We start from the raw sequence: 23,991 nt of genomic DNA, 5'->3' as shown, positions 1-23,991 counted from the left end.
CCTTTCCTCACAACCCCTCGCCGGCTCCTTCCCGGAACCGGCCCACGGCGCTCTAGCTCAGCGGCAGAGCACTCGGCGTTCTGACTGCCCGCGGTTCGATTCCGCATCAATCCCTGGTCGGGCAGACCCAGGCTACAGGCCCGTTGCAGGGCGACGCACGAGAGGTCACGGGTTCGATCCCCGTGAGCGCCACAGACCCAGGGTCGTACAGGCCCGCGCGATCCATCAGCTGCACCAGCCAGGAGGGCAATGCCATGACCGACACCATCACCCCCGCCTTCCTCGACATCGTCAAAGACGGCGGTCCTGCGGTCCAGGAGGCTCTGTTGCGCTCGACCGAGCGCCACCGCATCCTCGGCGGCAAGAGCGCCCGGATGCTGCGCCGGGGCGACCGGGTCGCGCTGCGCGACCTGAACCCTGATCTGGATGGCGGCACAGCCGTCGTCGAGCAGGTGCGGCCCTCGGTGGGCAGCACTGTCCACATCCTCACCGTCGGCGGTGAGGCCCACCTCGTCCGCGGCTCGCGCCTCGTGCTCGTCGCCCGCGGACCGGAACAACCCTGACCAGCAAGGAAACCGCCATGTACACCGGACCCATCAGCAACGGCATGCTGCTCGGCATGACGCACAAGGGACGCAGCGCATTGATCCGCGAGCTCAGCCCGGACGTGCGCCGCAAGCTCGCACACATCGCCTCGCTCGGTGCCGAACAGGAGACCAGGAAAGCCGCAGAGCACTTCGACGCTGGCCGGCGTGTCTGGGCCGGTAACAGGCTCGACCACGCCCAGTCACTGAGCCGGCTCGCTGCTGAGCTCACGGGCGAGCCCGACGGCGTCTTCATCGTCGAACCCATCGACTCCGGATCCGTCGCGGCAGGCAACTGATCTCTCTCACTGGACCCCTGGCACCGAGCGCATCGCTCAGGGCCGGGGGTCCTGTCTTTCTCTTTCCGGAACAGCCAGCACAGCTGGCTCGGGCGTGCCCGTGGAGAAGCACGCCTGCCACCCCGGCCAGAGCGCCCGACGACCACTCCAGCAAGGAAACCCCACCATGAAGCGCACCCCCTCCGGATCTGTCTTCGGCGGCCTCATCGCCGCCGTGCTCTGTATCGTCACGCTGACCGGCTGCGAGGACCTGCCGAAGGCCCCCGGCGTCCCGAGTACGCCGTCCACCAGCATTGCGGCAGCCCAGGACCCGGGACAGGTGTCCTCTGGCAAACCGGCGAGCGTGGAGACCAAAGTCATCCGTGTCATCGACGGCGACACCGTCGCCGTGCTGCCGGTGGCCGGCCTGCTCGAGGCGACCGACAAGCATATCGGGATCCCCGAGCACACAGTCAGGCTCCTGGGCATCGACGCGCCCGAAATGAACTATCACAAGGATGCCGAGCCCGAGTGCGGCGCTAGGGCCGCCACTGATCATCTTGGCGGCATCCTGCCGCAGGGCATGCCAGTGACCATCGAGTACGACCCCGGGGCAGACAGAACTGACCGTTATGGCCGTTCTCTCGCCTACGTCATCACACCGGCCCACAACGATGCCGCGCGACAGCAGGTCACCGACGGCTACGCCATGCCCTGGTTCCCCAAGGGCGAGCCGGAGCCCCAGCGGATCCCCGAGTACCGCACGGCGGCTGACAACGCCGTGGCACTGCAAGCCGGTGCGCACTCACAGTGCTCCTCCATCGGCCGCGGCTGAGCTGCTGCACTTACAGACTACGAACCAGGAGAACCACATGCCCATCCCTACAGCACCCTCTGAGCTGGACGAACTCCAGGTCGGCGACAAGGTCCTCGTCAAGAGGGTCCTCGACCACCCCGCCTGGATGAAGCAGGTCCCGTGCGATCCCCGCAATGGCTCCACCGCGAAGTACGTCCGCGACCCGCAGGTCGTGGAGGAGCTGGGGGTGAGCTGCGTGATGGACCGCCGGGCGGTACCCGCGATCGCAGCTGCCGGCAACTGGCCAGGACGTGAGGCGCACACGCTGGTCCGCCTGCCCAACGGCTTCTGGTACGACTGCGCCACCGGCCTGCAGGACGGGTCCGGATCCACGCGCATCGAACGCATGCACTGAGCCTGAACAGAGCCCGGCACGGGGGAGAGCCCCTGGTGCCGGGCTCGTCTCTTTCCTGGCGGCTCGTCAGATCGGCACAGCCGATCCGGATCTGGACTCGAAGGAGACACCCGCTCTTTCCTGACCAGAAGGAGCAGCACGATGAGCCACGACGACCAGAAGTGCAGCCTGGCCCAGCTGGAGCGGGCGCTCGAGGTGCTCGACGGAAAGCTGAAGCGCCTGGGGCTGAACGCCCCGGTGCAGATCCGTGCGATCGGCGGCTTCGCGCTCATGAAGTACGGCATCCGTGCTGCGGACCGGGCATTCACCGTCGACATCGACAGCGTCACCGGCGATTTCGCGCCAGAGGTCATGGCGGCAATCCATGAGGTGGCCGACGAAATGAACCTGGAGCGCGACTGGATCAACAACGACAACGTGATGGACGGTGACGACGCTGAGCTCGTGGCCTCGATATACCAGGCGCGCTGGATCGACGACGACACAGCGTACGAGTGCATCAGGCTTCAGCTGGCCAGTGTCCCCACGCTGACCCGCGCCAAGATCATCGCCGCGGACACCGCGGAGTTCTCCGGCCGTGCACAGGACCTGCCGGATCTCCTGGAATTGCTCCGATTCCAGGGCATCACCACCGCTGCCCGGTTCGATGCTGCTTACCCGGATCCCTACGACGAATACCCCGCCGCCCGCGAGGCCGTGCACGAGCACTTCGCTGCGGACAGGACGTTCGCCTGAAGAAGACCCCACCGTCAGAGCGCGTGCTCCGGCGGTGGGGTCTCTTTTTTGTGTCCGTGGTTTACTGCTGGCCGGAATCTTCGGAGTTACCTCCGTCGTCGATGTCCTTCAGCCGCTGTTCCAGCCGGGTTGCGTGGGCCTCTTTGACTTTCCGGTAAACCTTGACGCCACCTGCAATGACCAGACCTGCAGCCGCCAAGACCCCCGCGGCGATCAGGTCCTCTGTACGCGCATCCTGCTTGCCTGCGTGGTAGCCCTTGCCATAGACCGCGCTTCCCGCCACGAATCTCTCCCTTTGTTGAATTTTGAACTCCGCCGAAAGCCTATCCCAGGGTGCGTGGAGGGGTTGTGACGATGCTGCGGATCATCCGCGTTTTGCCGGCGCGGGGTTGGAACCTTGTTGTTGTTCTTCTTCATCTTCGATTCTCAGGTGCAGCCAGCGGTGGTGACAGCGGAGCTGTCACGGAGGAGTCATCGACGAAGGACGGCCTGCAGTGCAGCGCCGTGCCCCACAGGATTCCGAGGAGAACCGCCATGAGCACCATCGCCGCACCCATGCAGGACGCGCTGCCATTCGACTTCGGCTCTGATGTGCTGGTCGTCAGCGCGCCCGTCTACGGCGAGCAGGCCCGCCAGGCCGACCGCGAGCTGTGCCAGCGCTACGTCACCGGATGGTGCGGCACGGCATTCACGGCGGACGGCACACGGGCAGAACGCGCCGAGACTACCTTCACGGATTTCCAGGCGGCCGCCCGCCGTCTGGCAGAGGGCTGAGGAACCAGCGCAGCTGATCCAGGTCCGGCATCGAACAAACGACTTCATCAAACAGGAGGGGATCACCGTGTCCACTGCCACCACTTCCGAGCCCGACCTCGACGCTGAAGCTCAACGCGTTGCCGCCGTCCACCGGCTCGCCACGAGCAAGGCCTTCTACCCGGAGCTGCGGCGTGCCGAGGCTCAGGCCCGGGTCCCGCTCGCCGCCGCCGTCATAGCAATGGACGAGGTCGAGGACCGCATCGCCGCCGGCGAGAAGATCCACTCACTCTACGAGCAGGCTGCAATCGAACGGGCCAAAGACGCCTACGCCCAGGCGCTGGCTGATCTCGTCCGCGGCGAGTCCAGCGTTGAGGCTGACCCGTTGACTTCCCAACCCATGAACCAGGAGCACTGATCACCATGTCCTTCCTCGAGATGATCGGATTCGTCGAGACCGCCGAGCAGGAGGCCCAGCGCCTCGCGCAGTCGCCCGAGGGCTCGGCCAACCACGAACTGTCCAAGCTGCCGGTCACCATCGAGCAGTGGCCCCAGGACCTGCTCATCGAGCTGCCCTGGCACGCCACCGAGCGGGGCTCAGGCCACCGCGTCGTCGTGGTGCCCATCGAAAACCGCGGCGAGGCCCGCACCGAGGGCGAGGAAGAACCCCGTCCTCGCAAGCGCCACGCTGGTTGGTGGAACTGCGCGGTCGTCGCCAGCGACCACCCCAGCTACCCGGTCGGCGGTTACCGGCTGAGCATCCCCGCTGCCGAGCTCGCCCGCGGCAAGCGGATCGAGCTCTGAGAGAACACATCCCACGACGAAGGAGCGTGAACCACCATGCCTGACACGATGCAGACCACCGGCCGCCGCGAGCGGATCCTCCGGAGTGTCGGCAGGGCGCTCCTCGTCACGGGGATCGTGCTGAACGTCCTCGCCCTGCTGCCCGCGATCGCAGCCAGCGCCTGGACCGGCCACTGGACGGCGAGCGTGGTGCTCGTGGTCCTGTCCGGTGCTGTCTGGGCTGCTGGACTTCCGGGCCTGAAGACCTGGGCTGCCCGGCTACGCCGTCACAACGACACCCAGCCCAGCCAGCACCAATGACCAGTCGCCCTGCCTGATCCCACCAGAGCCCCGGCTCCTGCGCTCCGGCGCGGGGCCGGGGCTCTCACTCTGTCTCTGAGGCGGGTCCACGCGCTGCGGGGCAGCGCCTGGTGTTTTGCAACAGCAAGAGAACCATCCCGAACAAAGGAAGAGCCATGACCACCCTGACCACGACGCGTATCCCGCTCAAGCAAATGGACCCTGCGATGCTCGTGTTCGAACTCGAGCGGGAGATCCAACACCTCATGCCCGGCACCACGAACACGGAGCTCGTGACCCGCGCAGCTGCGACGGCCTCGTTCCTGCACCGGAAGCAGACCCGCTTCATCAGGGGAGACATGCCTCGCGTGCCGTACATCGAGCATCCGCTGCGCGTGGCGTTGCGCCTCCTGCGCTGGGGCGTCACCGACGCTGAACTGATTGCCGCAGCACTGCTGCATGATGTCGTCGAGGACTGCAGCAAAGAGCTGCTTGCTGCTTTCGGCCAGCCGGGTGAGGATCCCCTGGGCTGCCTGGCACGGCTGTACGGCCGGCGCGCCTCGGTGCTCGTTGGTGCGGTGACCACCCCTAACGGCAGCACCTCCTATGAGGAGCACCTCACGCGGCTTGCCAACTCCGGTTCCCGGGCGCTGCTCATCAAGGCCAGCGACCTGAAGGACAACGCCGGTTCGATCCGGCACCAGCTCGGCCACGGCCAGGATTCGCGCATGTACCGCATGCTCTTCAAGTACATGCCGGCCGTCGAGATCGTCGGAGCAGGTCTGCGCCGTTCGCTCTGCTGCCCTGCGACCCAGCAGTGCACCATGGCCGCCATCGCCGCGATGGAAGATCTCAGCCACGATCTCGCAGCCCTGTCGGCCGAGCATGGCATCGATTGACCATCCTGTTGACCTGGATCACCAGCACCGCAAAGACCTCCCTGGCGCAGCATCAGCTGCCGCCGGGGAGGTCTCTTTTTCGCCCGCGCTGTGCCTGCCGGGCGCTACGGCATGTTGTCCACCGGCAGCAAAGAGATGCCGATGAGGTCCACAGCTCCGGTGAGGACTCCGCCGAGCAGGAACACCAGCCCGGAGACCACCATCACGAGCACGGCGAAGACTACAGGTCGGTCCTCGTGCAGCTGCTGGAGCCGTGCGACGATGCCCGAGGGCTTCTCATAGGTCTGACGCTGGTCCTTCTTGGGTCCGTCGTGGGTCTCGTCGTGGTCGGTCATGGTATTGATCCCTCCTGGGGTGGGCTGTGGTCTGTTGTTGGTCGATCAGTGGTCTCTTTCGGGGCTTCCTGTGGTACCGCTCAGCACTGTGAGCGGTACCACAGGAAGCAGTACGCGATCGGCAGCCTGCACGCATCATCTCGATGCCGACCGCAAGCCTCTCGGGACCGGGCCACGAATGCATGATCGTCACGCCGCGGCCTTGCTGCGCTTGCCCTCGGGCTTCTGGACCTCGACGGCCTTCGCCGCCAGGTACAGGCCCTCGCGGTTCAGGTGGCGCGAGTACGCGGCGTCGAGGTAGAGCACCGGGATGCCGCCGGCGGCCTTCTGCAGGACAGTGCGCAGGATCTCCTTGATCGGGCCCGAACCGCCGCCGTAGACGTACACCACCTCGGTGGTGCCGCCGACCTCGGCGAGGACGTCCTCGAAGCGTGCGCCGATCTCCTCGGCCAGGTACTCGGCCTCCTCGTCGACGTAGCCCTTGGCGCGGTCAAACCTGCCCTGGAGGAATACGCTGGGCTCCTGCTGCAGGAAGTCGGCCAGCGCCTTGCGGTTCTTGAACCTCAGGTCCTTGTCTCCGCTGGTGCTCATGCGGTCCAGCGCGTTCGTCAGCGCGGTGCCGTAGCCCTGGTCCAGCGTGCTGGCCGCTTCGGAGTTGAACGCGCCGTCGGTGAAGACGGGGAAGTTCACGGTGCCCTCGCCGACGTCGACGCCGACGGTGTTGCGCACACCGACCAGCAGCTCGGCGGTGACACCCTGCAGGCGCGCGGCCTCCTCGGGGTCCGAGGCCCGAAGATCGTCCAGCAGAGCCTGCGCCAGCGGCGCGCCCTTGTCGGTGATCGCGAACTGCGCGGACGCGCCCTCGGGCAGGACCTGCACATCCTCGAACTGCAGGCGCACGGTGACCGGCGTGGAGAAGTTCTTCACGGTCACCAGGTGCACCGTGGGGTCGGCCGCGCCCAGGAGTCCCGCGAACTGGGCAGCATAGGCGCTGCGGCGCTGCACGTACTCGGCAATCGGCAGAGCCAGGCCTGCGCGCACCGTGGCGCGCAGCTCGCGGTCCGGCAGCGCGCCGTGCTCGCGGACATAGTCGCGCAGGGCCTTGGCGGCGAAGACGCCCAGGACGAGCACCGAGCTCAGTTCCTGGTCGGCCTTCGAGCGGGATCCGACGACCTCGAACTGCGTGAACTTCGACCCAGGGGTGCTCAGTGCCGCGCGGCCGAAGGTGCGCAGGTCCGAGTGCCCGATCAGGGGAGTGGTGAACGAGGCGGCGACGCGGTTGTAGAAGTCGTCCTCCACCACGATCTTGAAGGCATCCGAGTCAGCCTCGGGCACCTTGGGCGTGGAGCGCGAGGTGCTCACCACGGCAGAAGGAAGGTCGATCGTGTCAAAGACCTCCTTGCCGTGGACCTCGCCGCGGATGACGCCCTTGACGTATCCGTTGCCGACGTCGATGCCGCCGGTGAGCTGGATGGTCTTCTCGGCGGTGCGGGTGTTGCTCATGGTTGTGTCCCTCTCGGTCAGGAAGTCGGTGTCTCAGGAAGTGCGGTGCGGATCAGCGGGTGAGGAAGGCGTCCAGCCCCGAAGGGACAGAAGGCTCCTCGGCGGGAACAGGGTGGGGCTCGCGGACAGGAGGCGTGGGCGGCGGCTGAACAGCCTGGGCTGCCTCGACGCGCTGCACGGGCTCTGAAGAAACAGCAACAGGCACGGCAGCCTCGTCACGGCCTTCGCGACTCTCGTGCTGGCTTTCACTCCCGTCACGGCCGTCATCGCCGCGTTCCTCTCCTTCATGGGCCTCGCTGCGCCCAGGGTCCTGCTCGCCCTGCGGCGGGCGGCCGCGCCGGGGAAGATGCTCAACGGGACGGTTGACCACGTCGATGTAGCCGTCGCGCTGGATGGACTCGCGGATCAGCAGCTGGAGCGAGCGCGAGATGTCGTACTGCTCGTCCAGCCACCGGTTCGTCGACTCGTCGGCCCGCGGGACGCTCCAGCGCAGACGGCGTGGCTCGGCCTTATCGGTCATTGCGAGCACCCCCTTGCGCCCTCGTGCTGATGGACACTGTCCTCGGTCATCGCGGCCCCCTCTCATGCGCGGTCCCCGAGGCGCTACTGCCAGTCGGGGACCTTTCGACTCATTTATCAGTCATCATTCTACTGGTCTTTCAATGGTCTCTGCAAGGACCACGCCAAGACCAGCAAAAGGCCGCCAGCAGATCAGGCCTGCATCACCGTGAGCGACCCCTGGCCGCGGCGGGACCCGTGGGAGCCGCCGGCAGGACCCGCAGAAGGCCACGGGTCTGCCGGGGAACCAGAAGACACAGGACTCATCAAGGGCTCACCCGGGACCGGCACGCGGTCCGCTGCGGACCAGCAGAAGACCTCGATCAGGCCACGGCACATTGGAGGGCGCTCGGTGGTTCCACACAAAGCACAGAAGCGCCCTCGAAGAGACCAGCAACAGTCCACCGTCGCGAGCCGGACCAGAGCAGACCTGTAAGAGACCATCATGGGACCAGCAGTACGCCCGAAGCGGCCCCAAGGAGTGCCATCCGGAACTCAATGGGGCCTGAATGGCCTTTCTGGACTCTCTCGGGTCTTTTATGGGTCTGGTCTGTGTCCCTGTCTGGCCATGCCGGTGCAATGATCTGTCCACTCCGGGACCAGAAGGGGTCCAGCGATGCGGGCCCGGACCGGTACCTGGAACACCCGCCTGCGACACCTCTAGGCAGTCCTGGAGCAAGCGGAGGAGCTATCGGAGCAGGGTGGAGCAGCTGTGGTTGCGCCTGTGGCGTCACCGACCCGCCCGGGGGCCGCAAGGAGAGCGGAGGGAAAAGGCGAACCGGGTAGTAGGGCCCCGCATGGAGCGAAAGGGCAAAAACTCCGCTTCCTTCCGTGCCTCACGGGCGGTGGGGTCCAGAAGGTGAGAACCCGCGAGGCTCTCCAGGAAGCTGCACCTGGTGGGAGACCCGGGCGGCTCCGTGACGCTGGGAAGCGGGGGCTCCCGTTGGATCTGGGAGGCTTCATGCTTCCCGGGAAAGCTCCTCTTCTGATGCGTCCACGAGGGGCAGGCCGGGCGGTGGCCGTCGAGGACTCGCTGTCGCTCATCCGGGGGTGCAGCTGCCACCAGGAGGGGCAGCCGGCCGGCCCGGAACGGACCCCGGCAAGGAAGCGGTGTGGGCCCGCCTCGGACGCGGTGCGACAGATGCTGGCGCGACCGCGAAACAGAGCCGGAGTGAGCACCCGCACACGGGTGCGACGAGCGCACCGACAGATCAGTGCAGTGCTGTGACAGCAGAGTTTTCCACAGCCTGACGCGACAGGTCGCGGGGAGTGGTGGACCGCTGCGCTCCGGGTCTGATGCGCCTGCGGCAGCAGGATGCACCAGGGGGTGCGGACCGGGCTGCGCCCGACGTCGCTGACGCTACGTGTGAGGACCCGTACGGGTACCCGCTCGTGCCTCGCGGTGGTGCGGAAGATGCATCCGTACGGCGTTGCAGCGGACGGCAAAAGGGCTGTACACCCAAAAGCCCGTAAATCCAGCGGAAACGACATGACCCGTACACCCGCTGCGCGGATGGAGAGGGGGTGTACGGGTCAAGGGTGTACGGGGCGTTTCCCCTGATATTCCAGGCTTCCGCTAACGCTCCAGCCGTGGAATGGCGAAATGGCGGCAAGAGAGGAAAAGGGCATAAGGGAACCTGGCAACAGCGGTCCTGCGGACCCTCCGCTTCGCTTCGGTCTCTCGCTGCGCTTCGAGACGCTGTTGGTCGGCATAGCCGACAGGTTCCACCGCTCGCTTCGCTCGCCGGTCCGTCAGTCGCTGCGCTCCCTCCGGCTATGCCCAGCGCTGCGCTTGAGTGGAGGACGCCCCCGCCTGCCCCGCCGCATTTATCCACAGGTGGACGACGCAGCAAAGGGTGCAGCCAGGCGGTGGATCACCTGGCGCTGCGCACCAGGTTTGTCCGAGGAGGACGGCCCGTCGGCCGGCCCGCTGCGCGGCCCAGTCGGAGCAGTTCCCGACACGGTTCACCAGAAGGCCGTCAGGCCAGCGGAGCTGGCACGGGAGCTGGACCGTACATCGAGTCTCCGCGGACCCCTGGCGGGACCTGCACTCGATGCCCGACACCTACATCCCGAGAAACAGAAGAGGCATCGTCATGACACACGCCCGGAAGGCATCCAGGTCCGCACGCCGGCCACAGCCGCAGCTCTCGCCCTACGACACCGGAGCCAGGTGCGAGGCCGGGCCGTGGATCCCCCACGGAGAGCGAGTCACTGAGGCGACTCCGGCGGAGAGCTTTGGCAAGGTCGACTTCGACGATGAAGAGAGCGGCACGGTCGGCGTCGCCTACCTCCAGCGCGACAAGGACGGTGGATACACCCTTCACGTCGCACCGCTCAGCGAGGACCGGAAGGTCCGGGTGGCAATCCATTACGAACGCGGCGCTGCCAGGGTCAACAGTGCCCAGGCGTCGGCAGCTGCCGCGTAGTGACCAGCCGACTGAGAAGAAACACCGGGAATCATTCCGGAAAACATTGCGGCGAAAGAGGACGCGAATGATGCAGCGACAGACGAGTATCACAATCCGGACTGCCACCGCGGCGGCCCCGGCGGGATCTATGCCGATGACCAAGATGACCAGCCGGGAGGCATCGCGATGACCAGTGGATTCAGCCATGCGCTGCTCGTGACCGGTTCCCGGACCTGGGACGCCGCGGAGGCCATGAAGGCGGCTTTGAACGAGGCCTGGAGAGCCTGGGGACCGTCTGCGGTCGCCCGACCCGTGCTCCTCTCAGGGCACTGTCCCAAGGGTGCTGACGCCATGGCCGAGCGGCTGTGGCGGGCTGCCGGCTTCGAAGTAATTGAGTTCCCGGGCGACTGGAGCGCTGAGCCCAAGGCGGCGGGCTTCACCCGGAACCAACGGATGGTCGATGCCCTCGTCGCCATGCGCGCCGGGGGAGCGCAGGTCCGTGTCGCCGCCTTCCTGGACCTTTGCAGCCAGTGCGACCAACGCACCGGCCAGCAGCAGCTGATGCCCGGAACGCCAGGGCACTTCTCACATGGCACCGTGCACGCCCGTTCCCGCGCCCTGGCTGCAAGCATCGAGGTCGAAGACATCATCCACCCGCGCCTGCCTCCGTTCTGACAAGTGCACACCCCGGACATGACAACAGCCCTGCAGCTGGTGCTGCAGGGCTGTTGATCCTTGATTCGAATAGGTGGCCGGAAATCTCTCCGGTATGGCCCGAAAGACTGCGGAAAGGGTGGGCTAGAGAGTCCGCTCGATGCCGTGTGCCTCATCGTGGGCCTTCATGACAGCTTTCGGAATGCGACCGAACTCGGGCACTTCATGACCGTTCTCGCGCGCCCACTTACGGATCTCCTCGCGTTCCTCGGGCGTCGTCTCGGGCACGAGTCGCTTCTTCTCGCCCTTCTTAGTGGCCTTTCGACCCTTACTGATGTATTCCTTGAGATTCTTCTCAAGCTCTTTGCGCTCTTCGTCGGTCAGGTCTATCTCGAACCAGGTGTCGCCCAGTCCGAAGGTGACTGTGGCAGCATCCGGCTTGCCACTGATGTCCGACTCCACAATATTTCGAATAGCCATGTCTTGAATGGTAGACGATCCGAACCACCTTAGAGAAGTCTTTGGGCACGCCAGAACGACAGATCTTTCGAATGCCTTCATCATAGGCCGAAAACGCTGCTATTCCAGCATAATCCACCTGACACACTGCTAAAATCACACTGCCAGCGGGTGCCTTTCCCCACCCCTGTAAACCGACCATTCGACACGATCGAGAGGCCCCCCGCCATGACCATTCTCCAGACCGTCGACGACCATCCACTGACGGACGACGGCGTCGACCTGTTCGCCCTGATGTGCCAGCGCCGCGGCTGGACCGACGAGTACCTCCGCGAGATCGAATCAGCTGAACACGACGAGCTCCTGGGCCTGGCCGAGATGGTCGAGGCCCTGGAAGACGCCCGGGCCGCCGGCCACAAGGTCACCATCGCCCCTGACTTCGACATGGACGGGATCTCCTCCGGTGTGCTCGGCTACGCCGGACTGTCAGAGCTCGGCTTCGACGTCGAGCTGCACGTGCCCGACTACCGCCGCGGCCACGACCTCACGCCCGAGGACATCGCAGAGATCGCAGCGACGTGGCCGGACACCAAGGTCCTGCTGACCTGCGACGGGGGAGTGAACTCCCACCGCGGGATCGCCGCCGCCCGGGCTCTGGGATGGAAGACCCTGGTCACCGACCACCACGAGGAGCTCGAACCCGGTTCGAGCGCCGACGTCACCGTCGACCCCTGTCGGATGGACGAGACCTACGCCAACACCGGCATCTGCGGCGCGCACGTGCTCTACCAGGTGTTGGAGGCCTATGCCCGCGTCCACCGGCCGGAGAAGCTCTGGGAGATCCGCCTGCTGCGCCTGTTCGCCGGCCTGGGCACCGTCTCCGACGTCATGCCCGTGCTGTACGAGAACCGGCAGCTGGTGCGCGACTCGCTGTCCATCGCACGGCTGCTGTACGCGCCCGCGCCGCGCACGGTCCCGACCCCCTGGGGCTTCGACCCGGACCCCGAGGCGATCGACGTCGGGCGGTCGACGCTGATGCAGCTGCTGCGCGTCGACCCGCACCACCCGGCCTTCGTCCGGGCCTTCGAGGGCTTCGCGGTCCTGCTGAAGGCCTTCGGCCAGGCAGGCAAGGTCCGCGACATCGACAGCATCGACGAGGGCTTCTACGGGTTCTACCTCGCGCCGGCGATGAACTCCCCGCGCCGCACGGGCGACCCGCTCGCACCGTGCTTCGGCGTGTTCACCGCGCCTGACCAGGACTTGATGCTCGAGGCGGCACACCAGGTCATCGCGACCAACGAGAGCCGCAAGGAGCTTGTCGAGGTCCACACCCAGGAGCTCGAGGAGGGTGATCAGCCGCTGGCCCCTTGGGTCTACTTCTCCGAGGCCTACCCGGGCATGTACGGTCTGCTCGCCAACCGGCTGATGGAGCGCCACGGCCACCCGGTCGTCGTGCTCAACCGTCCCGCCGGGCCGGATGACTACGTCGGGGGCTCCGGCCGGGCACCGTCGTGGTTCGGCATCATCGACACACTCGAGCACCAGGACGGCATGCGCGCCATCGGCCACCAGCAGGCCTGCGGCGTCAAGGTCGACCGGGCGGAACTGCTCGACGGTCTGGTCGAAGCATTGCGGGAGGCCACGCAGGTTGCCCTGCTGGCTGTCGTCCAGGATGAGCGCCGTGCCGACCTGGTCCTGGGCCCGGACCGGGACTGCGATGCTGGCCTGGACGACCTGGAGCCTCTGGTCGGCTTCGTCCGGCGTGTGGAAGCGCTGCGGCCCTTCGGCCACGGCTTCGTCGAGCCGGTGGTCGAAATCGCTGTCGAGCCACTCGGGCTGCGGGTGGACCGGATCGGTTCCGATACTGACTGCGGCCATGAGCGCACCGACGCCAACCTGATGACCAACGCCCGCGGCTACCGCGTGTGCCGCCTGTGCAAGAAGCACCTGCGGCTGGTCACCAGGTCCGGGCTGTCCTGCCTGTGGTGGAACGTCGCCGAGGAGAAGGAGCCGGAGATTTCGGCTCTGACGCGGTCGGCCAGCCGCACCGAGGTCGGAACGCTGCGTTTCATCGCGAAGCTGCAGCTGAACACCTTCCGCGGCGAGACCCGCGTCCAGGCCGTCATCGAAGAGCAGATCCCTGCGTCTGTCTGACCACGGAAAGGAGGCGGGGATGCCCGCTCCACCCATCAAGTCCCGGCTCGTCTCCATCGCGTGGTGTGTCCTCGTGCCCCTCGGCGTGCTCGCCGCCTACCTGGGACTTGGCCTTGCCGTAGTTTCCGAGGTCGGCGAGCCCGTCCTGGGTACGGCGGTGCTCGGAGGCCTGGTGGCGCTGCTCGTCAGCGCTGCCAGGCTCTTCCGGCCCCGGTGGTTCGCCAACGCGCCAACGGTCCGACCGATGTCCGGAACACCGCGCTTTACCCGAACGGTGCTTGGGTGCCTGGCTCTGGCGTTCTTCGCCGGCCAGTCCCTGGCCTTGTGGCTCTATACCCTTAGCGGCTCGGCGGGATTCGATGAATCGACCCGAGCCAAGACAGACGCCGGTCCCGTCGTGGCCCTCCTGCTCGCACTGGTGGCAGCGCCGGTGGCCGAGGAGATGCTTTTCCGCGGCCTGCTCTACCCGCTGCTGCGGCGCAGGGTCGGCATCGTCGCGGCGGTGCTCGTCACCGCCGCGGGCTTCAGCCTGCTGCACGCCAACGTCGTCCAGTTTGCTGCCACGCTGCCCCTGGCGGTGCTGCTGGCGCTGGTCTACGAACGCACCCGCGTCCTGTGGCCGTGCGTGCTGCTCCACCTGGCCTTCAACCTCGCGGCCGTCCTTGTCCCCGCCCAGCTGCTGGGCGCACTGGCGAACCCCGTCTCAGCGCTGCTGATGACCGCGGCGTTCCTCGCGTGCGCCCTGGCGGTGTACCGCATGGCGGCACCCGCGTGCGGGCCTGCACAAGACGACAGGGAGGCCGGCGGGGAAGAATGCAGGGAAAGCGAGCCACAGGCCGCATAGCGGCCGGGCTCAACGTGCAGGACTGACGCTGGTGCCCTCCGGGCGACCTTTCGGCCGTGGGCCGACGGTCGCTCCGGAGGGCCTGCTCTCGGGTGACCGGGGTGATCCGGTCACCGGGGGATTGGCTGAAGGATTTTCGTCAGCCAGACCTGAGAGGAGGTGGATCCACCATGGCCGTCGTCAACAAGTGCGCGTATGACGCGCAAGGCCGGCTCGTGCGCCCCAGCGGCAGCGAAGTGCGCCGCGCGCGGTTCGCCAGCGACTTAGACACCGGTGAGAGGCCGACCTTCGATCGAGGGTCCATGCACTTCTTCACCATGAGCACCAGCGGCGGCACGGCGGAGCAGGCGCGCGAACGCGCCCGCGAGATGCTCGCCCGCTTCTTCGAACGCGCCGAGTCCGTCGCTGGCTTCCGCAAGCTCGAGATGCGCCGGAGGCAGGGTGTGATGCCCTGCAACCGCAACGTCTCCATCACCTACGAGATCCTGTACGCCGTCGAGGACGGCCACCGGGTCCGTGCCCACATACCCGAGTCCCCCAATGCGGGATACCGGCGAGGCCGCAGCGCGGCCGCCTTCTAGGCGGCCGGCGCACCCTGGGCCTCGCACCAGCGTGAGCGCGCAGAAAGGCCGGAGAGCTCCCTTCCCACGGGGATGCTTCTCCGGCCTTTCTGTTTTCACGTTCCTGTGACAACAACGCCTGGTGACGGTTCCTGGCCCTAACACCAATGCCCACTCTATCAGTGTCGATTCATCATGTGCAATGCAGTTGGCATCCCATTCCGGCGGCCATTCGAAGGTCTGTCTCGGAATCACTCGGAATCACTCGGAAGCCCGGTCGACCAGGACGCCGGACCCATCGCGGTCGCTCCCGTCAGGGCCGTCAGGGCCTGATGCTCCGCTGCACGGGAGGACGCAGCGCCGAGGTGTACCACGTGTCGTGGTACACCTCCCGATCCCAGTGCTGGCCTGCTCAAACGGCGGGTCAGGCGACCGCGGCCGAGGGAGTCTGTACCACGTGCCCGAGCGGACGTGGTACGCCGTTTTGCCTTGGTAGATCAGCGTTTTCGGCAGGTGTACCACGAGTACCACCAGATTCCGAGCGTTTACATATGTGCGCGAAGGACGCCTCCGATCGGTCATCCAGCCAGTAAGAGCTCTTATCCCCATGCGCGTATATCTAGTCTTTATTTAGTGGTACAAGTGGTACAGGGGGTATATAAAGCCCGTCTCACCAGGGCAAACGCCTGTACCACGTGCAAATCTCCATGTGGTACACCCCGTTTGGAGAAGTCCTGAAATCCCCGACTGACCAGGGGAAACAGGTGTACCACGTCAAGTGGTACACCTTCCGATACCCATAGGGGGTATACCGGCTCGCTGCTGCAGCCGGATCCCAGCTCTGGAGGTTCCCGGCCGGCCGGTCGGAAGAACTCCCCGAACCCCGACCAGGGGGTCGGGCGGCTCACGCCGCCCGCGGGGGAGTGCTCGAGCACGAGAAGCCAGCGGCTCCGTGGGGCATACGCCCCCGGAGCCGCTGTTTCTCATTCCAGACCGCACGCTCTCGTCGTGTCGTCGTGGCCTCCGGGTCTCGCGCGCGACCCCTCCGAGCCCCACCCGGGACCTCTGCCGGACCATGAGTCGGCTATCAGTCGACTCGTTGCGAAAGACCATTCGGATGGCATAGAGTCGTGAGCACGTTCCTATTCGATTACGAGACCAATCGGCTTCCCACTCACTGCCGGCAGGTACTCGACGCGATCGAGAAAGACAGCAGCATGACGACTCCTGACGACCCAACGCCCGTCTTCGACGAGGACTTCGACACCCCCTCGACCAACCCTGTCGCCGACGCCTTCACCGAGGTCATGACGTACTTCGCCGACGGCGGCGACATCGCCCCGCAAAACGAAATAGTCACGCGCGCGACCGAGGTCTACCTCCAGCTGATCGACCCGTCGGACCCGCCGGCACCGCGCCTGCTCGAGAAGCAGCTGCTCGCGATCGTGAACGGCGTCTCCAAGGCCGAGAACAGCAAGACCAAGGTGGCTGCCGAGAAGCTGCCCCTGGCCCGGCACCTGACCTACTGGCAAGTGGCGCAAATCCTGTTGAGCCTGCACCACGTGATCCGCATCGCCCCCAGCGCCAAGGACACTGACCGCGAGTACGACCTGCTGGCGATGTACCAGGCCACCGGCCCGGGCCGCGGCACGTACACCACCAGCGAGGACGACATCCGCACCACGGCACGCCGTTACAACACGCAGCTGACACTCAAGGAGTTCGCCGAGGTCCTGGCAGTACTCCGCGAGGACAGCCCGCGCCGGCACCAGTGCAGCCACAGAGACCTCATCGCCGTGAACAACGGCGTGTTCCACTACGGCCGCGAGGCCCGGGACATCCATGAGGGCGGCAAGGCCTTCCACTTCGAACCCAAGTCGCTCGTACCCTTCGACCCGGCACTGGTGTTCCTGGCCAAGTGCCACATCGACTACGTCGAAGACCCGGACAACCCGGTGATCGTCCACCCTGTCGACGGCTCGGTCTGGGACATCGAGTCCTGGATCCACGAGCTCTCCGACGAGGAGGGTATCCCCGAGCTGCTCTGGGAGGTCATCGGCGCGATCATCCGGCCGCACGTCAGCTGGGGCAAGACTGCCTGGTTCTATTCAGAACAGGGCAACAACGGCAAGGGCACGCTGTGCTCGCTCATGCGCAACCTGTGCGGGCCACGCTCGCACACCTCGATCCCGCTGAGCGACTTCGGCAAGGACTTCGCGCTCGAGCCGCTCGTGCGCGCCAACGCGATCATCGTCGACGAGAACGACGTGGGCACCTTCATCGACAAAGCGGCCAACCTGAAGGCGATCGTCACCAACGACGTCATCCAGATCAACCGGAAGTACCGGATGCCGATCGCCTACCAGTTCTTCGGCTTCATGGTCCAGTGCCTCAACGAGTTCCCGCGCGTGAAGGACAAGTCCGAAAGCTTCTACCGCCGGCAGCTGTTCGTACCGTTCAACAAGAGCTTCACCGGCATGGAGCGCAAGTACATCAAGGACGATTACCTCCAGCGCCGCGAGGTCCTGGAGTACGCCCTCTGGTACGTGCTCAACCGCGCCGGCGCAGCCGACCCGGGCAACTACTACCAGCTCTCCGAGCCGGTGGCGACCAAGGACGTCCTGGCCGAGTACAAGGAGGCCAACGACCCCGTGCGCGCCTTCTGGGAAGAGTTCCGCGAGCGGCTGGTGTGGGACCTGGTGCCTTTCACCTTCACCTATGACCTCTACAAGGCCTGGTTCGCAGACGTCTCGCCCTCGGGGTCGCCGGTGAGCAACAAGCAGTTCATCACGGACCTGGTTGCGATCGTGCGGCCTGACCCGCTGTGGCACTGCCCGGACAAGAACAAGAAGATCCGCCCCGGCCAGATGATGGCCACCCCCGAGACGACCATCGCCGAGTACGAGCTGAAGAAGTGGATGAACCCGCACTACAGCGGCTCGGACCCGAAAAAGAAGTCGCAGCCGGTCCTTCAGGCCAACTACCGCGGCCTGCTCCGGCACACCGGTCCCGCCGCCCAGGTGGACGCCGACGACGAGGACACCACAGGAGAGGACTGATCCGACCATGCGCACAATCGCCAGGGCCATCACCGAGCTCGCCCGGGCGGTGACCGACCTCGCCAAGCAACAAGGCAGGGCGAGCACCGCGCTGGCCGATGTCGCCCGCGAACAGCGGATCACCAACCTGATCGTCCGCTCGCAGATCAGTGCCGACCCGGAGGAGAAGCGGCGGCTCGTGGCTGAGGCCTCCAGTCGGATGGACGCCCCGCGCCGCCGCTCTCCACACAACCCGATCGACTGAAGGACGGATGTGCAGGAGAGGGAGTCTCACCCGGAAAGGAATGCGCCGACTGCATCGGCCAGCGTGAGCACTTCGGCTACTCCCTGGTGGGAGGTCGATGGGTCCGCGGTGCCCGGCCGGTCCCCGCGCCCGTCACAAGGAAGAAGCGCCGCCTAAGGCCATCCGCGGCAGCAGCCGGCACCCCGACCAGATAACTGCATACCCCGGCCGTGACGGCCGGTGACGACCGAAAGGCCAGACCCATGACCACCCAGCGCACCCCCGTCACAGCTGAGACCGCGCTCTTCACGTTCTACGACATCGAATCGCTGTCGAACGTCTTCACGCTGTGCGCCTACACCCCGCGGCCGGGCCGCGCCGTCCACGACCTGGAGATCTTCTTCCTGGCCGACGACCCGGCGCTGGTCGCCTCCGTCGACCCCCAAGCCCTCTACGACACCGTGATCCGCTCCAACCCGGGGCTGCCCGCGGTCAGCGTCCAGCTTTGGAACCTCGGCGGCGAACGGGGCAGCCTCCGGCTCGCCGAACTGATGGGCCTCTCGAACGCCGACCAGGTGTGCAACCACTCCGACCCAGGCGGGTACCCCGCGGCGCTGCGTCCGGTCTGCGACACAGACCCCGAGTACGACCCGGCAGTGCATCCGTTCCTTGCTGGCTACAACTCAATGAACTATGACACGACTATGGTCGCGCTCTACCTCAACGAGGCGTTTCCGGCCCCGGGCAGCGGTCGGCCGTTTCAGCCGACCACGGCCCGTACTCTGCGCGACCACAACGACCAGCTCTTCTCGTCCCAGCACATCGAGTACATGCCTGGCTACCTCGGCTGGGACGGGGCGGCTGCGAAGATCCGCCGCGCCATGCTTCACTCGGGCCGGCACCTGGACGTGGCCCGGCTGAACGAACTGCAGTCCAAGGTCAGCCTCAAGCGCCTGCTCGGGATGCTCGGCCGCCAGATCAAGGAATCCGAGAAGCTCAGCCATGACACGAGCATCGAGGCGGTAGAGGATCTCTATGAGCTGCTGGCCTACAACGTCTCGGACTGCCTTGGTCTGGCCCAGCTGTTCCGGCACCCGGCGTACGCGAGCAACTTCGATCTCAAGGCCGCTCTGCTCGCCCAGTTCACCGAAACGGTGTTCACCAATAACGGTGCGGTGCGCAAGGACCGGCTGGCAGTCGACTCCTCATCGGCAAAGTTCGTGGGCCGCATCCTCGCACCCTACGCCTCACTGGATGACATCGAGGCGGTGTCCTTCGTATATCCGCACCCCGAGGTCGCTAAAGAACGCGGGATCGAGCCGGTCAACGTGCTCGACGAGTGTGTGCGCTTCTTCGAGGAGAACGTCGCGCCCGACCCGGCCACCCACTCCGAAGTGACTGCAGCCCAGCGCGAGGCCCACCGGCAGTTCCTGCAAGTCGTGGCGTACTACCGCTCGATCGAGGGGCAGAACTTCAACGACTCCGAGGAGTACCGCGACAAGTTCAGCCTTCCGGCCCGGTCTCTGCGCGATGTGCCCAAGACCCCGAACAACGTGCCGTATTTCCGGGCGGACGCCTCGCCGTCGTCCTGCTTCGCCACGTTCTCCACCGGCGGCATCCATGGGGCCGAAGCCGACCTGTCGGTGTTCAACGCCGAGAAGGTCGAGCACAACGATCAGACCATGATGCTCATCCGGGCAGCGCAGGCCTTCCCGGACGCAAAGGACTTCGTGGCCGAGGCCAAGCGTCAGCACGCCATGCTCCGCCTGCCCGACGGCACCTTCGTCGACAAGCGGCTGGTCCTGCTGGGTTCGGACCCGGAGAAGGTCAAGTACCGCAAGCCGAAGAAGGACGACCCTGACCAGGCCGGGCAGCTCGCCCGCGCCCAGGCCCAGGTGCCTGACCCGGCGGACCTGTTGACCACCCAGCGGCCCGAGGCGGAGGCGCTGAACGTCGTCCTGCCCGACGGCGGTGTCCTGGAAGGCAAGGTGGTACTCGCCAACAGCACGGCCACCAATGCCGCCTACCGCGATGAGCCGGCCAAGAAGAAGCCGGAGCTGTTCATCGCCAAGGAAGACGGCTCCGACAAGTTGCACCCGAAGTTCGCACGTACCTCGGCTGGCCTGGTGATCCACGAGGACTTCACCAGCTACTACCCGAACCTGCTGCGCAACATGCGGGCGTTCTGGAACCCCGAGCTGGGTGAGGACCGCTACGCGAAGATCTTCTTCGACAAAGAGCGCTACGGCCAGGAGATCAAGGGGCTGAAGAAGCAGCTGGCGCAGCTTCCGGGCGACAGCCCTGAAGCTGCGCGGCTGAAGGCTCAGATCGCCGGGCTCGGCGTGCTGCGCAACGGCACGAAGCTGATCCTCAACTCGGCCTCGGGCGCAGGCGACGCAAGTCACCGGACGCCGATCCGGATGAACAACCGCATCATCTCGATGCGCATCCTTGGCCAGCTGTTCAGCTGGCGGATCGGACAGGCCCAGACGCTGGCCGGGGCGCGGATCATCTCCACCAACACCGACGGCCTCTACTCGGTCGTCGGCGGCGAGAACGGATTCGACGAAGCGACCAACAACCGGGTGCTCGCCGAGCAGCAGGAGGCCATCGGCGTCGACATCGAACCTGAGCTGATGTTCCTCATCAGCAAGGACTCGAACAACCGCCTGGAGCTGGAGGCCCCGGAACCGGGGCGGTCCGTGGCAGACAGTCCGATCATCGCCGCCGGTGGCGGCACGCTGGCCTGCCACGCGGGCCCGACTCCGACGAAGTCGCTGGCCCACCCGGCCGTGATCGACTTCGCCCTGGCCCGCTACCTGCAGACGGTGGCGAGCAGGGGGGAGTCGGCGATCGCGGAGCCCTTCGACCTGATGCTGGGCCGGAAGGTGATCGAGGAGGCGGTCCTGGAGGACGACCCGATCCGGTCGCTCCTGTTGTTCCAGAACGTCATCGCGGCCTCCCGCGGCTCGATCACCTACCCCTTCTCGGCTGCGCCCATCGACCCCGCCGTGGGTGTGAAGTTCAGCGAGCAGGGTCACGTGACCAACGTCCGCGACCCACAGGTGCTGCAGATGGTCAACCGGGTGTTCATCGTCCGCGAGGGCACCGAGAACGCCCGGAGCCTGCTCAACGCCGGTGCCTGGAAGGTCACCGCGGCCAGCCAGGCCAAGCGCCGCGAGGAGGACATCGGCCGGACCAAGCGCGACCCGGTCGCGCTGGAGGTGCTGCGCCATCACGGCTGGGCCCGCTCCCGCGCCGAGGCCAGCATGTCGGACGGGCTCGCCGTGCTCCCAGACGACCAGGACGTCGTGGTGCGGCGTATTAACGCCATCGACCCAACCTGGTCGATGGTCGTCGTCAACGACGACCTGCACCAGCTGCCGGCCGACCGGATCGAGCGGCTCATCGCCTCGCTGGACCTGGACACCTACGTCCGGATGCTCGAGGAGACGTTCACCAAGAACTGGATGAACGAGGCCGTCTGAGCCGATCCACCACAACCCGCACAAGGGGGCCGCGCACGCCGCGGCCCCCTTGTTCAACTCTGCGCACCATTGCGAATGGTTCCGCACAGATCATTCACTTCGAGTCATAATTGAGTAAGAAAGGCAATTCGGACTCGACGCGACACGACCACGAGAGGCCATCATGTCCCAGTCAACACTCCCTGTCCGCTCCACTGACCCGGAGACCTCCTACGCCGCCGCCGTGAAGGCCGCGCTCGGCGCATCCCGCGTCCGTCCCATCGTGCTCGACATCGTCCGCGAGAAGGGCCCGCTCACCCACGACGAGCTCATCGCCGCTTACCACGACCGCGTCGTCACCAGCCTCGGCGAGGTGCCGCGCTCCTCGGACTCCGGCATCCGCACCCGGCTCAAGGAGCTCGCCCACCAGGGCCTGGTGACCGTCGCCGACATCGACGGCTTCTCCAACTACGGCAATGCGGCCAAGCGCTGGGTCGTGGTCGACCCTGACGACCCGAGCTTCGTCTACGACCCGGACGCCATCGCTGCCTACATCGACGACGAGGACATCGTCGGCTTCGGGCACTTCCTTGACGGCGACGCCTCCGACGCTGCCGGGACCGACGAGGACTGAGCCCCCATGCCGAGGAAGAAGAACCAGCGGGAGAAGGCCGTCGAGCAGTACCTGCTCACGCAGTGCCGCCGGCACGGTCTGTTCTGCCTGAAGTTTGTGTCCCCGGCCCGCGGGGGCGTCCCCGACCGAATCGTCCTCACGCCCACCGGCACGGTCTTCGTCGAGGTCAAGCGACCCGGCGGAGACCTCGAGAAGCGCCAGCACGTCATGCACGCCAAGATGCGCCGTTTCGGTGCCGAGATCCACGTCGTGGATGACGAGCAGGCCGTCGACGCCTTCATCACCCACGTGCTCGGTTACCGCCGGATCGAGAGCCAGCAGAAAGCAGCATCATGACCGCAACAGCCACGGCCGCGGGCCCGGAGACAACCGCCCGCGACTACGAAACGAAAGACTCGGGATCACGCAGGGTCACCGCCTCCGGCATGCAGCGCGAGGTGAAGACAGGCCAGCCCCGCTTCGACCTGCTCGTACCCCTTCAGGTGCCCTACCAGGACCAGCTGCTCACAAGGACGGCCGCGCTCGTGGAGCGTGGAGCGCGCAAGTACGACTCGCGCGACTGGGAGCAGGCCAGCACTGCCGCAGAGATGGAGGAGTTCCGCGCCAGCGCCTTCCGCCACTTCATGCAGTGGATGTGCCGCGAAGACGATGAGGACCACGCGGCTGCCGTGGTGTTCAACCTCCTGGCCGCGGAAAGCACCCGGACGGTGATCGCCCGCGGTGACGCCGGAACCCCGGAGGCCGCCCGATGAGCGGCCGCGTCACCAAGGGCAACGGCCAGGCAACCTCGGCCTTCCGCCAGCTCACCCGGGCCGACCTGGGCACCTTCGATCGCGAGGCCACGGAGCTCGTGCTCGAAGCGATGCGGGCCGGCTGCGTTGGGCGTGTCTCGTCCCGGGGCCACGCCATTCTGCGCAACAACGCCGGCGGATCCGTCTCGGTGCCGCGCAACATGACCTCACCCAACCGCACGGCGCAGAACGCCCGTGCCGACATGAAACGGCTGCTCGGCGGGCACCGGGCCGACCATGCAGTATCCGCCGCAGACCGCAGGCCACGCGGGAAACGGCAGATGACCGTCGCGGTGGCCTTCGTTGAGCACCCAGCCGCCTTCTCCCGCTGGTTCGACGCCCAGCCCGAGGGCCTGCCTGCGGACCAGCTCATCGAGGTCTCGTTCGACGGGGCCGGGGAGCCGGCCTTCCAGGCCGTGCCCGTCGACGCGCCCGCACAGCCCGATGCACCGGAACAAGACCAGCCGGGGCCCGCGACGGCCCGGCCCACCCGCCGCCGGGGACACCTGATGATCGCGCCCGAGCCCGGGCAGGAAGCAGAGGACGACATGACCGCCGAGGCCAAGGAAGATCTGCCGCTTGCGACACGCATACCCGATTCGGCCGTCGGGGATGCCTCTGCCGAAGCGGTGCTTGAGCGCGTACGCACCGCACTGGGTGAAGACCCGCGTGTCACCGCCCTGCAGCGCAGGATCGTCGGGCTGGAGGCAGAGCTCGCCGCCCAGACACGCCGGGCCGATGACGCCGAGGTCCGCATGGGCCTTATCCGCGAGGCATTCCATGCCTGATCCCGACT

At 66.4% G+C, this 23,991-nt stretch carries 27 protein-coding genes and 1 tRNA gene; 23 read left to right on the top strand and 5 right to left on the bottom strand.

What is annotated here, in order from left to right; genetic code table 11:
• Positions 1-46 precede the first annotated feature (46 nt).
• The 6 genes from ACNAOU_RS13065 to ACNAOU_RS13040 all read left to right on the top strand — a co-directional run bounded on the left by ACNAOU_RS13065 (position 47) and on the right by ACNAOU_RS13040 (position 2,808).
• Positions 47-192, top strand: a tRNA-OTHER gene (locus tag ACNAOU_RS13065).
• Between the two features lie 62 nt (positions 193-254).
• Positions 255-563: a hypothetical protein gene (locus ACNAOU_RS13060; RefSeq protein ID WP_071416397.1), complete on the top strand. Its 309-nt coding sequence runs from the start codon at positions 255-257 to the stop codon at positions 561-563.
• Between the two features lie 17 nt (positions 564-580).
• A complete protein-coding gene (locus ACNAOU_RS13055) occupies positions 581-883 on the top strand; it encodes a hypothetical protein (RefSeq protein WP_056387614.1) in 303 nt (100 codons plus the stop codon).
• A gap of 166 nt (positions 884-1,049) precedes the next feature.
• On the top strand, positions 1,050-1,697 hold the full coding sequence (locus ACNAOU_RS13050; RefSeq protein ID WP_284975267.1) for a thermonuclease family protein: 648 nt from the start codon (positions 1,050-1,052) through the stop codon (positions 1,695-1,697).
• 37 nt (positions 1,698-1,734) lie between these two features.
• Complete coding sequence (locus ACNAOU_RS13045; protein ID WP_056387609.1) at positions 1,735-2,073, top strand: hypothetical protein; 339 nt, start codon at positions 1,735-1,737, stop codon at positions 2,071-2,073.
• Between the two features lie 141 nt (positions 2,074-2,214).
• Positions 2,215-2,808: a hypothetical protein gene (locus ACNAOU_RS13040; protein ID WP_133830778.1), complete on the top strand. Its 594-nt coding sequence runs from the start codon at positions 2,215-2,217 to the stop codon at positions 2,806-2,808.
• Between the two features lie 61 nt (positions 2,809-2,869).
• On the opposite strand, the gene ACNAOU_RS13035 is transcribed toward ACNAOU_RS13040, so the two are convergent.
• Complete coding sequence (locus ACNAOU_RS13035; RefSeq protein ID WP_056387604.1) at positions 2,870-3,091, bottom strand: hypothetical protein; 222 nt, start codon at positions 3,089-3,091, stop codon at positions 2,870-2,872.
• A gap of 251 nt (positions 3,092-3,342) precedes the next feature.
• On the opposite strand from ACNAOU_RS13035, the gene ACNAOU_RS13030 reads away from it, so the two are divergent.
• From ACNAOU_RS13030 to ACNAOU_RS13010, 5 genes are all read left to right on the top strand, one after another.
• Entirely contained in the window at positions 3,343-3,582 is a 240-nt protein-coding gene (locus tag ACNAOU_RS13030) for a hypothetical protein (protein WP_133830777.1), read from the top strand.
• 67 nt (positions 3,583-3,649) lie between these two features.
• Complete coding sequence (locus tag ACNAOU_RS13025; protein WP_284975268.1) at positions 3,650-3,979, top strand: hypothetical protein; 330 nt, start codon at positions 3,650-3,652, stop codon at positions 3,977-3,979.
• A gap of 5 nt (positions 3,980-3,984) precedes the next feature.
• Positions 3,985-4,365 (top strand): hypothetical protein, encoded by a 381-nt coding sequence (locus ACNAOU_RS13020; protein ID WP_422757059.1) that lies wholly within the window; start codon positions 3,985-3,987, stop codon positions 4,363-4,365.
• Between the two features lie 36 nt (positions 4,366-4,401).
• The gene (locus tag ACNAOU_RS13015) at positions 4,402-4,665 is read left to right on the top strand and encodes a hypothetical protein (RefSeq protein WP_056387596.1); all 264 of its coding nucleotides are present in this window, start codon (positions 4,402-4,404) and stop codon (positions 4,663-4,665) included.
• Between the two features lie 155 nt (positions 4,666-4,820).
• Positions 4,821-5,543, top strand: coding sequence for an HD domain-containing protein (locus tag ACNAOU_RS13010; RefSeq protein WP_133830774.1), 723 nt, complete (start codon positions 4,821-4,823; stop codon positions 5,541-5,543).
• Positions 5,544-5,647: 104 nt separating this feature from the next.
• Here the strand turns inward: ACNAOU_RS13010 and ACNAOU_RS13005 are convergent, their stop codons facing one another.
• The 3 genes from ACNAOU_RS13005 to ACNAOU_RS12995 form a co-directional block, all read right to left on the bottom strand.
• Positions 5,648-5,878, bottom strand: coding sequence for a hypothetical protein (locus ACNAOU_RS13005; RefSeq protein WP_133830773.1), 231 nt, complete (start codon positions 5,876-5,878; stop codon positions 5,648-5,650).
• Between the two features lie 189 nt (positions 5,879-6,067).
• On the bottom strand, positions 6,068-7,381 hold the full coding sequence (locus ACNAOU_RS13000) for a hypothetical protein (protein ID WP_133830772.1): 1,314 nt from the start codon (positions 7,379-7,381) through the stop codon (positions 6,068-6,070).
• Between the two features lie 52 nt (positions 7,382-7,433).
• Complete coding sequence (locus ACNAOU_RS12995; RefSeq protein WP_133830771.1) at positions 7,434-7,901, bottom strand: hypothetical protein; 468 nt, start codon at positions 7,899-7,901, stop codon at positions 7,434-7,436.
• 2,134 nt (positions 7,902-10,035) lie between these two features.
• On the opposite strand from ACNAOU_RS12995, the gene ACNAOU_RS12990 reads away from it, so the two are divergent.
• Entirely contained in the window at positions 10,036-10,368 is a 333-nt protein-coding gene (locus tag ACNAOU_RS12990; RefSeq protein ID WP_133830770.1) for a hypothetical protein, read from the top strand.
• 168 nt (positions 10,369-10,536) lie between these two features.
• Complete coding sequence (locus ACNAOU_RS12985) at positions 10,537-11,025, top strand: SLOG family protein (RefSeq protein WP_133830769.1); 489 nt, start codon at positions 10,537-10,539, stop codon at positions 11,023-11,025.
• A gap of 123 nt (positions 11,026-11,148) precedes the next feature.
• Here ACNAOU_RS12985 and ACNAOU_RS12980 read toward each other — a convergent pair whose 3' ends face one another.
• Entirely contained in the window at positions 11,149-11,484 is a 336-nt protein-coding gene (locus ACNAOU_RS12980) for a histone-like nucleoid-structuring protein Lsr2 (RefSeq protein ID WP_056387574.1), read from the bottom strand.
• A 207-nt stretch (positions 11,485-11,691) separates the two neighbouring features.
• On the opposite strand from ACNAOU_RS12980, the gene ACNAOU_RS12975 reads away from it, so the two are divergent.
• The 10 genes from ACNAOU_RS12975 (at position 11,692) to ACNAOU_RS12930 (ending at position 23,983) form a co-directional block, all read left to right on the top strand.
• Complete coding sequence (locus ACNAOU_RS12975; RefSeq protein ID WP_284975269.1) at positions 11,692-13,617, top strand: DHH family phosphoesterase; 1,926 nt, start codon at positions 11,692-11,694, stop codon at positions 13,615-13,617.
• Between the two features lie 19 nt (positions 13,618-13,636).
• Positions 13,637-14,461, top strand: coding sequence for a CPBP family intramembrane glutamic endopeptidase (locus ACNAOU_RS12970; RefSeq protein ID WP_284975270.1), 825 nt, complete (start codon positions 13,637-13,639; stop codon positions 14,459-14,461).
• Positions 14,462-14,631: 170 nt separating this feature from the next.
• The gene (locus ACNAOU_RS12965) at positions 14,632-15,042 is read left to right on the top strand and encodes a hypothetical protein (RefSeq protein ID WP_133830766.1); all 411 of its coding nucleotides are present in this window, start codon (positions 14,632-14,634) and stop codon (positions 15,040-15,042) included.
• A 1,109-nt stretch (positions 15,043-16,151) separates the two neighbouring features.
• Positions 16,152-18,080 carry a DNA primase family protein gene (locus tag ACNAOU_RS12960; RefSeq protein ID WP_208294363.1) on the top strand — a complete coding sequence of 643 codons (1,929 nt, stop codon included), beginning with the start codon at positions 16,152-16,154 and terminating at the stop codon, positions 18,078-18,080.
• A gap of 7 nt (positions 18,081-18,087) precedes the next feature.
• Positions 18,088-18,324 carry a hypothetical protein gene (locus ACNAOU_RS12955; protein WP_133830765.1) on the top strand — a complete coding sequence of 79 codons (237 nt, stop codon included), beginning with the start codon at positions 18,088-18,090 and terminating at the stop codon, positions 18,322-18,324.
• Positions 18,325-18,566: 242 nt separating this feature from the next.
• A complete protein-coding gene (locus tag ACNAOU_RS12950) occupies positions 18,567-21,791 on the top strand; it encodes a hypothetical protein (RefSeq protein WP_285247729.1) in 3,225 nt (1,074 codons plus the stop codon).
• Positions 21,792-21,954: 163 nt separating this feature from the next.
• Positions 21,955-22,404 (top strand): hypothetical protein, encoded by a 450-nt coding sequence (locus tag ACNAOU_RS12945; protein WP_133830763.1) that lies wholly within the window; start codon positions 21,955-21,957, stop codon positions 22,402-22,404.
• A gap of 6 nt (positions 22,405-22,410) precedes the next feature.
• Positions 22,411-22,740, top strand: coding sequence for a VRR-NUC domain-containing protein (locus ACNAOU_RS12940; protein WP_133830762.1), 330 nt, complete (start codon positions 22,411-22,413; stop codon positions 22,738-22,740).
• On the top strand, positions 22,737-23,156 hold the full coding sequence (locus tag ACNAOU_RS12935; protein ID WP_133830761.1) for a dATP/dGTP diphosphohydrolase domain-containing protein: 420 nt from the start codon (positions 22,737-22,739) through the stop codon (positions 23,154-23,156). Before ACNAOU_RS12940 ends, ACNAOU_RS12935 begins: the two co-directional genes overlap by 4 nt.
• 98 nt (positions 23,157-23,254) lie before the next feature.
• Positions 23,255-23,983: a hypothetical protein gene (locus ACNAOU_RS12930; RefSeq protein ID WP_422757058.1), complete on the top strand. Its 729-nt coding sequence runs from the start codon at positions 23,255-23,257 to the stop codon at positions 23,981-23,983.
• Positions 23,984-23,991: the final 8 nt, after the last annotated feature.

It is taken from the genome of Paenarthrobacter sp. C1, assembly GCF_049315185.1.
In the GTDB taxonomy this organism is placed as follows: domain Bacteria; phylum Actinomycetota; class Actinomycetes; order Actinomycetales; family Micrococcaceae; genus Arthrobacter; species Arthrobacter nicotinovorans.
The sequence above is the reverse complement of the archived record's forward strand: the minus strand, read 5'-3'. Positions and strand labels throughout refer to the sequence as shown.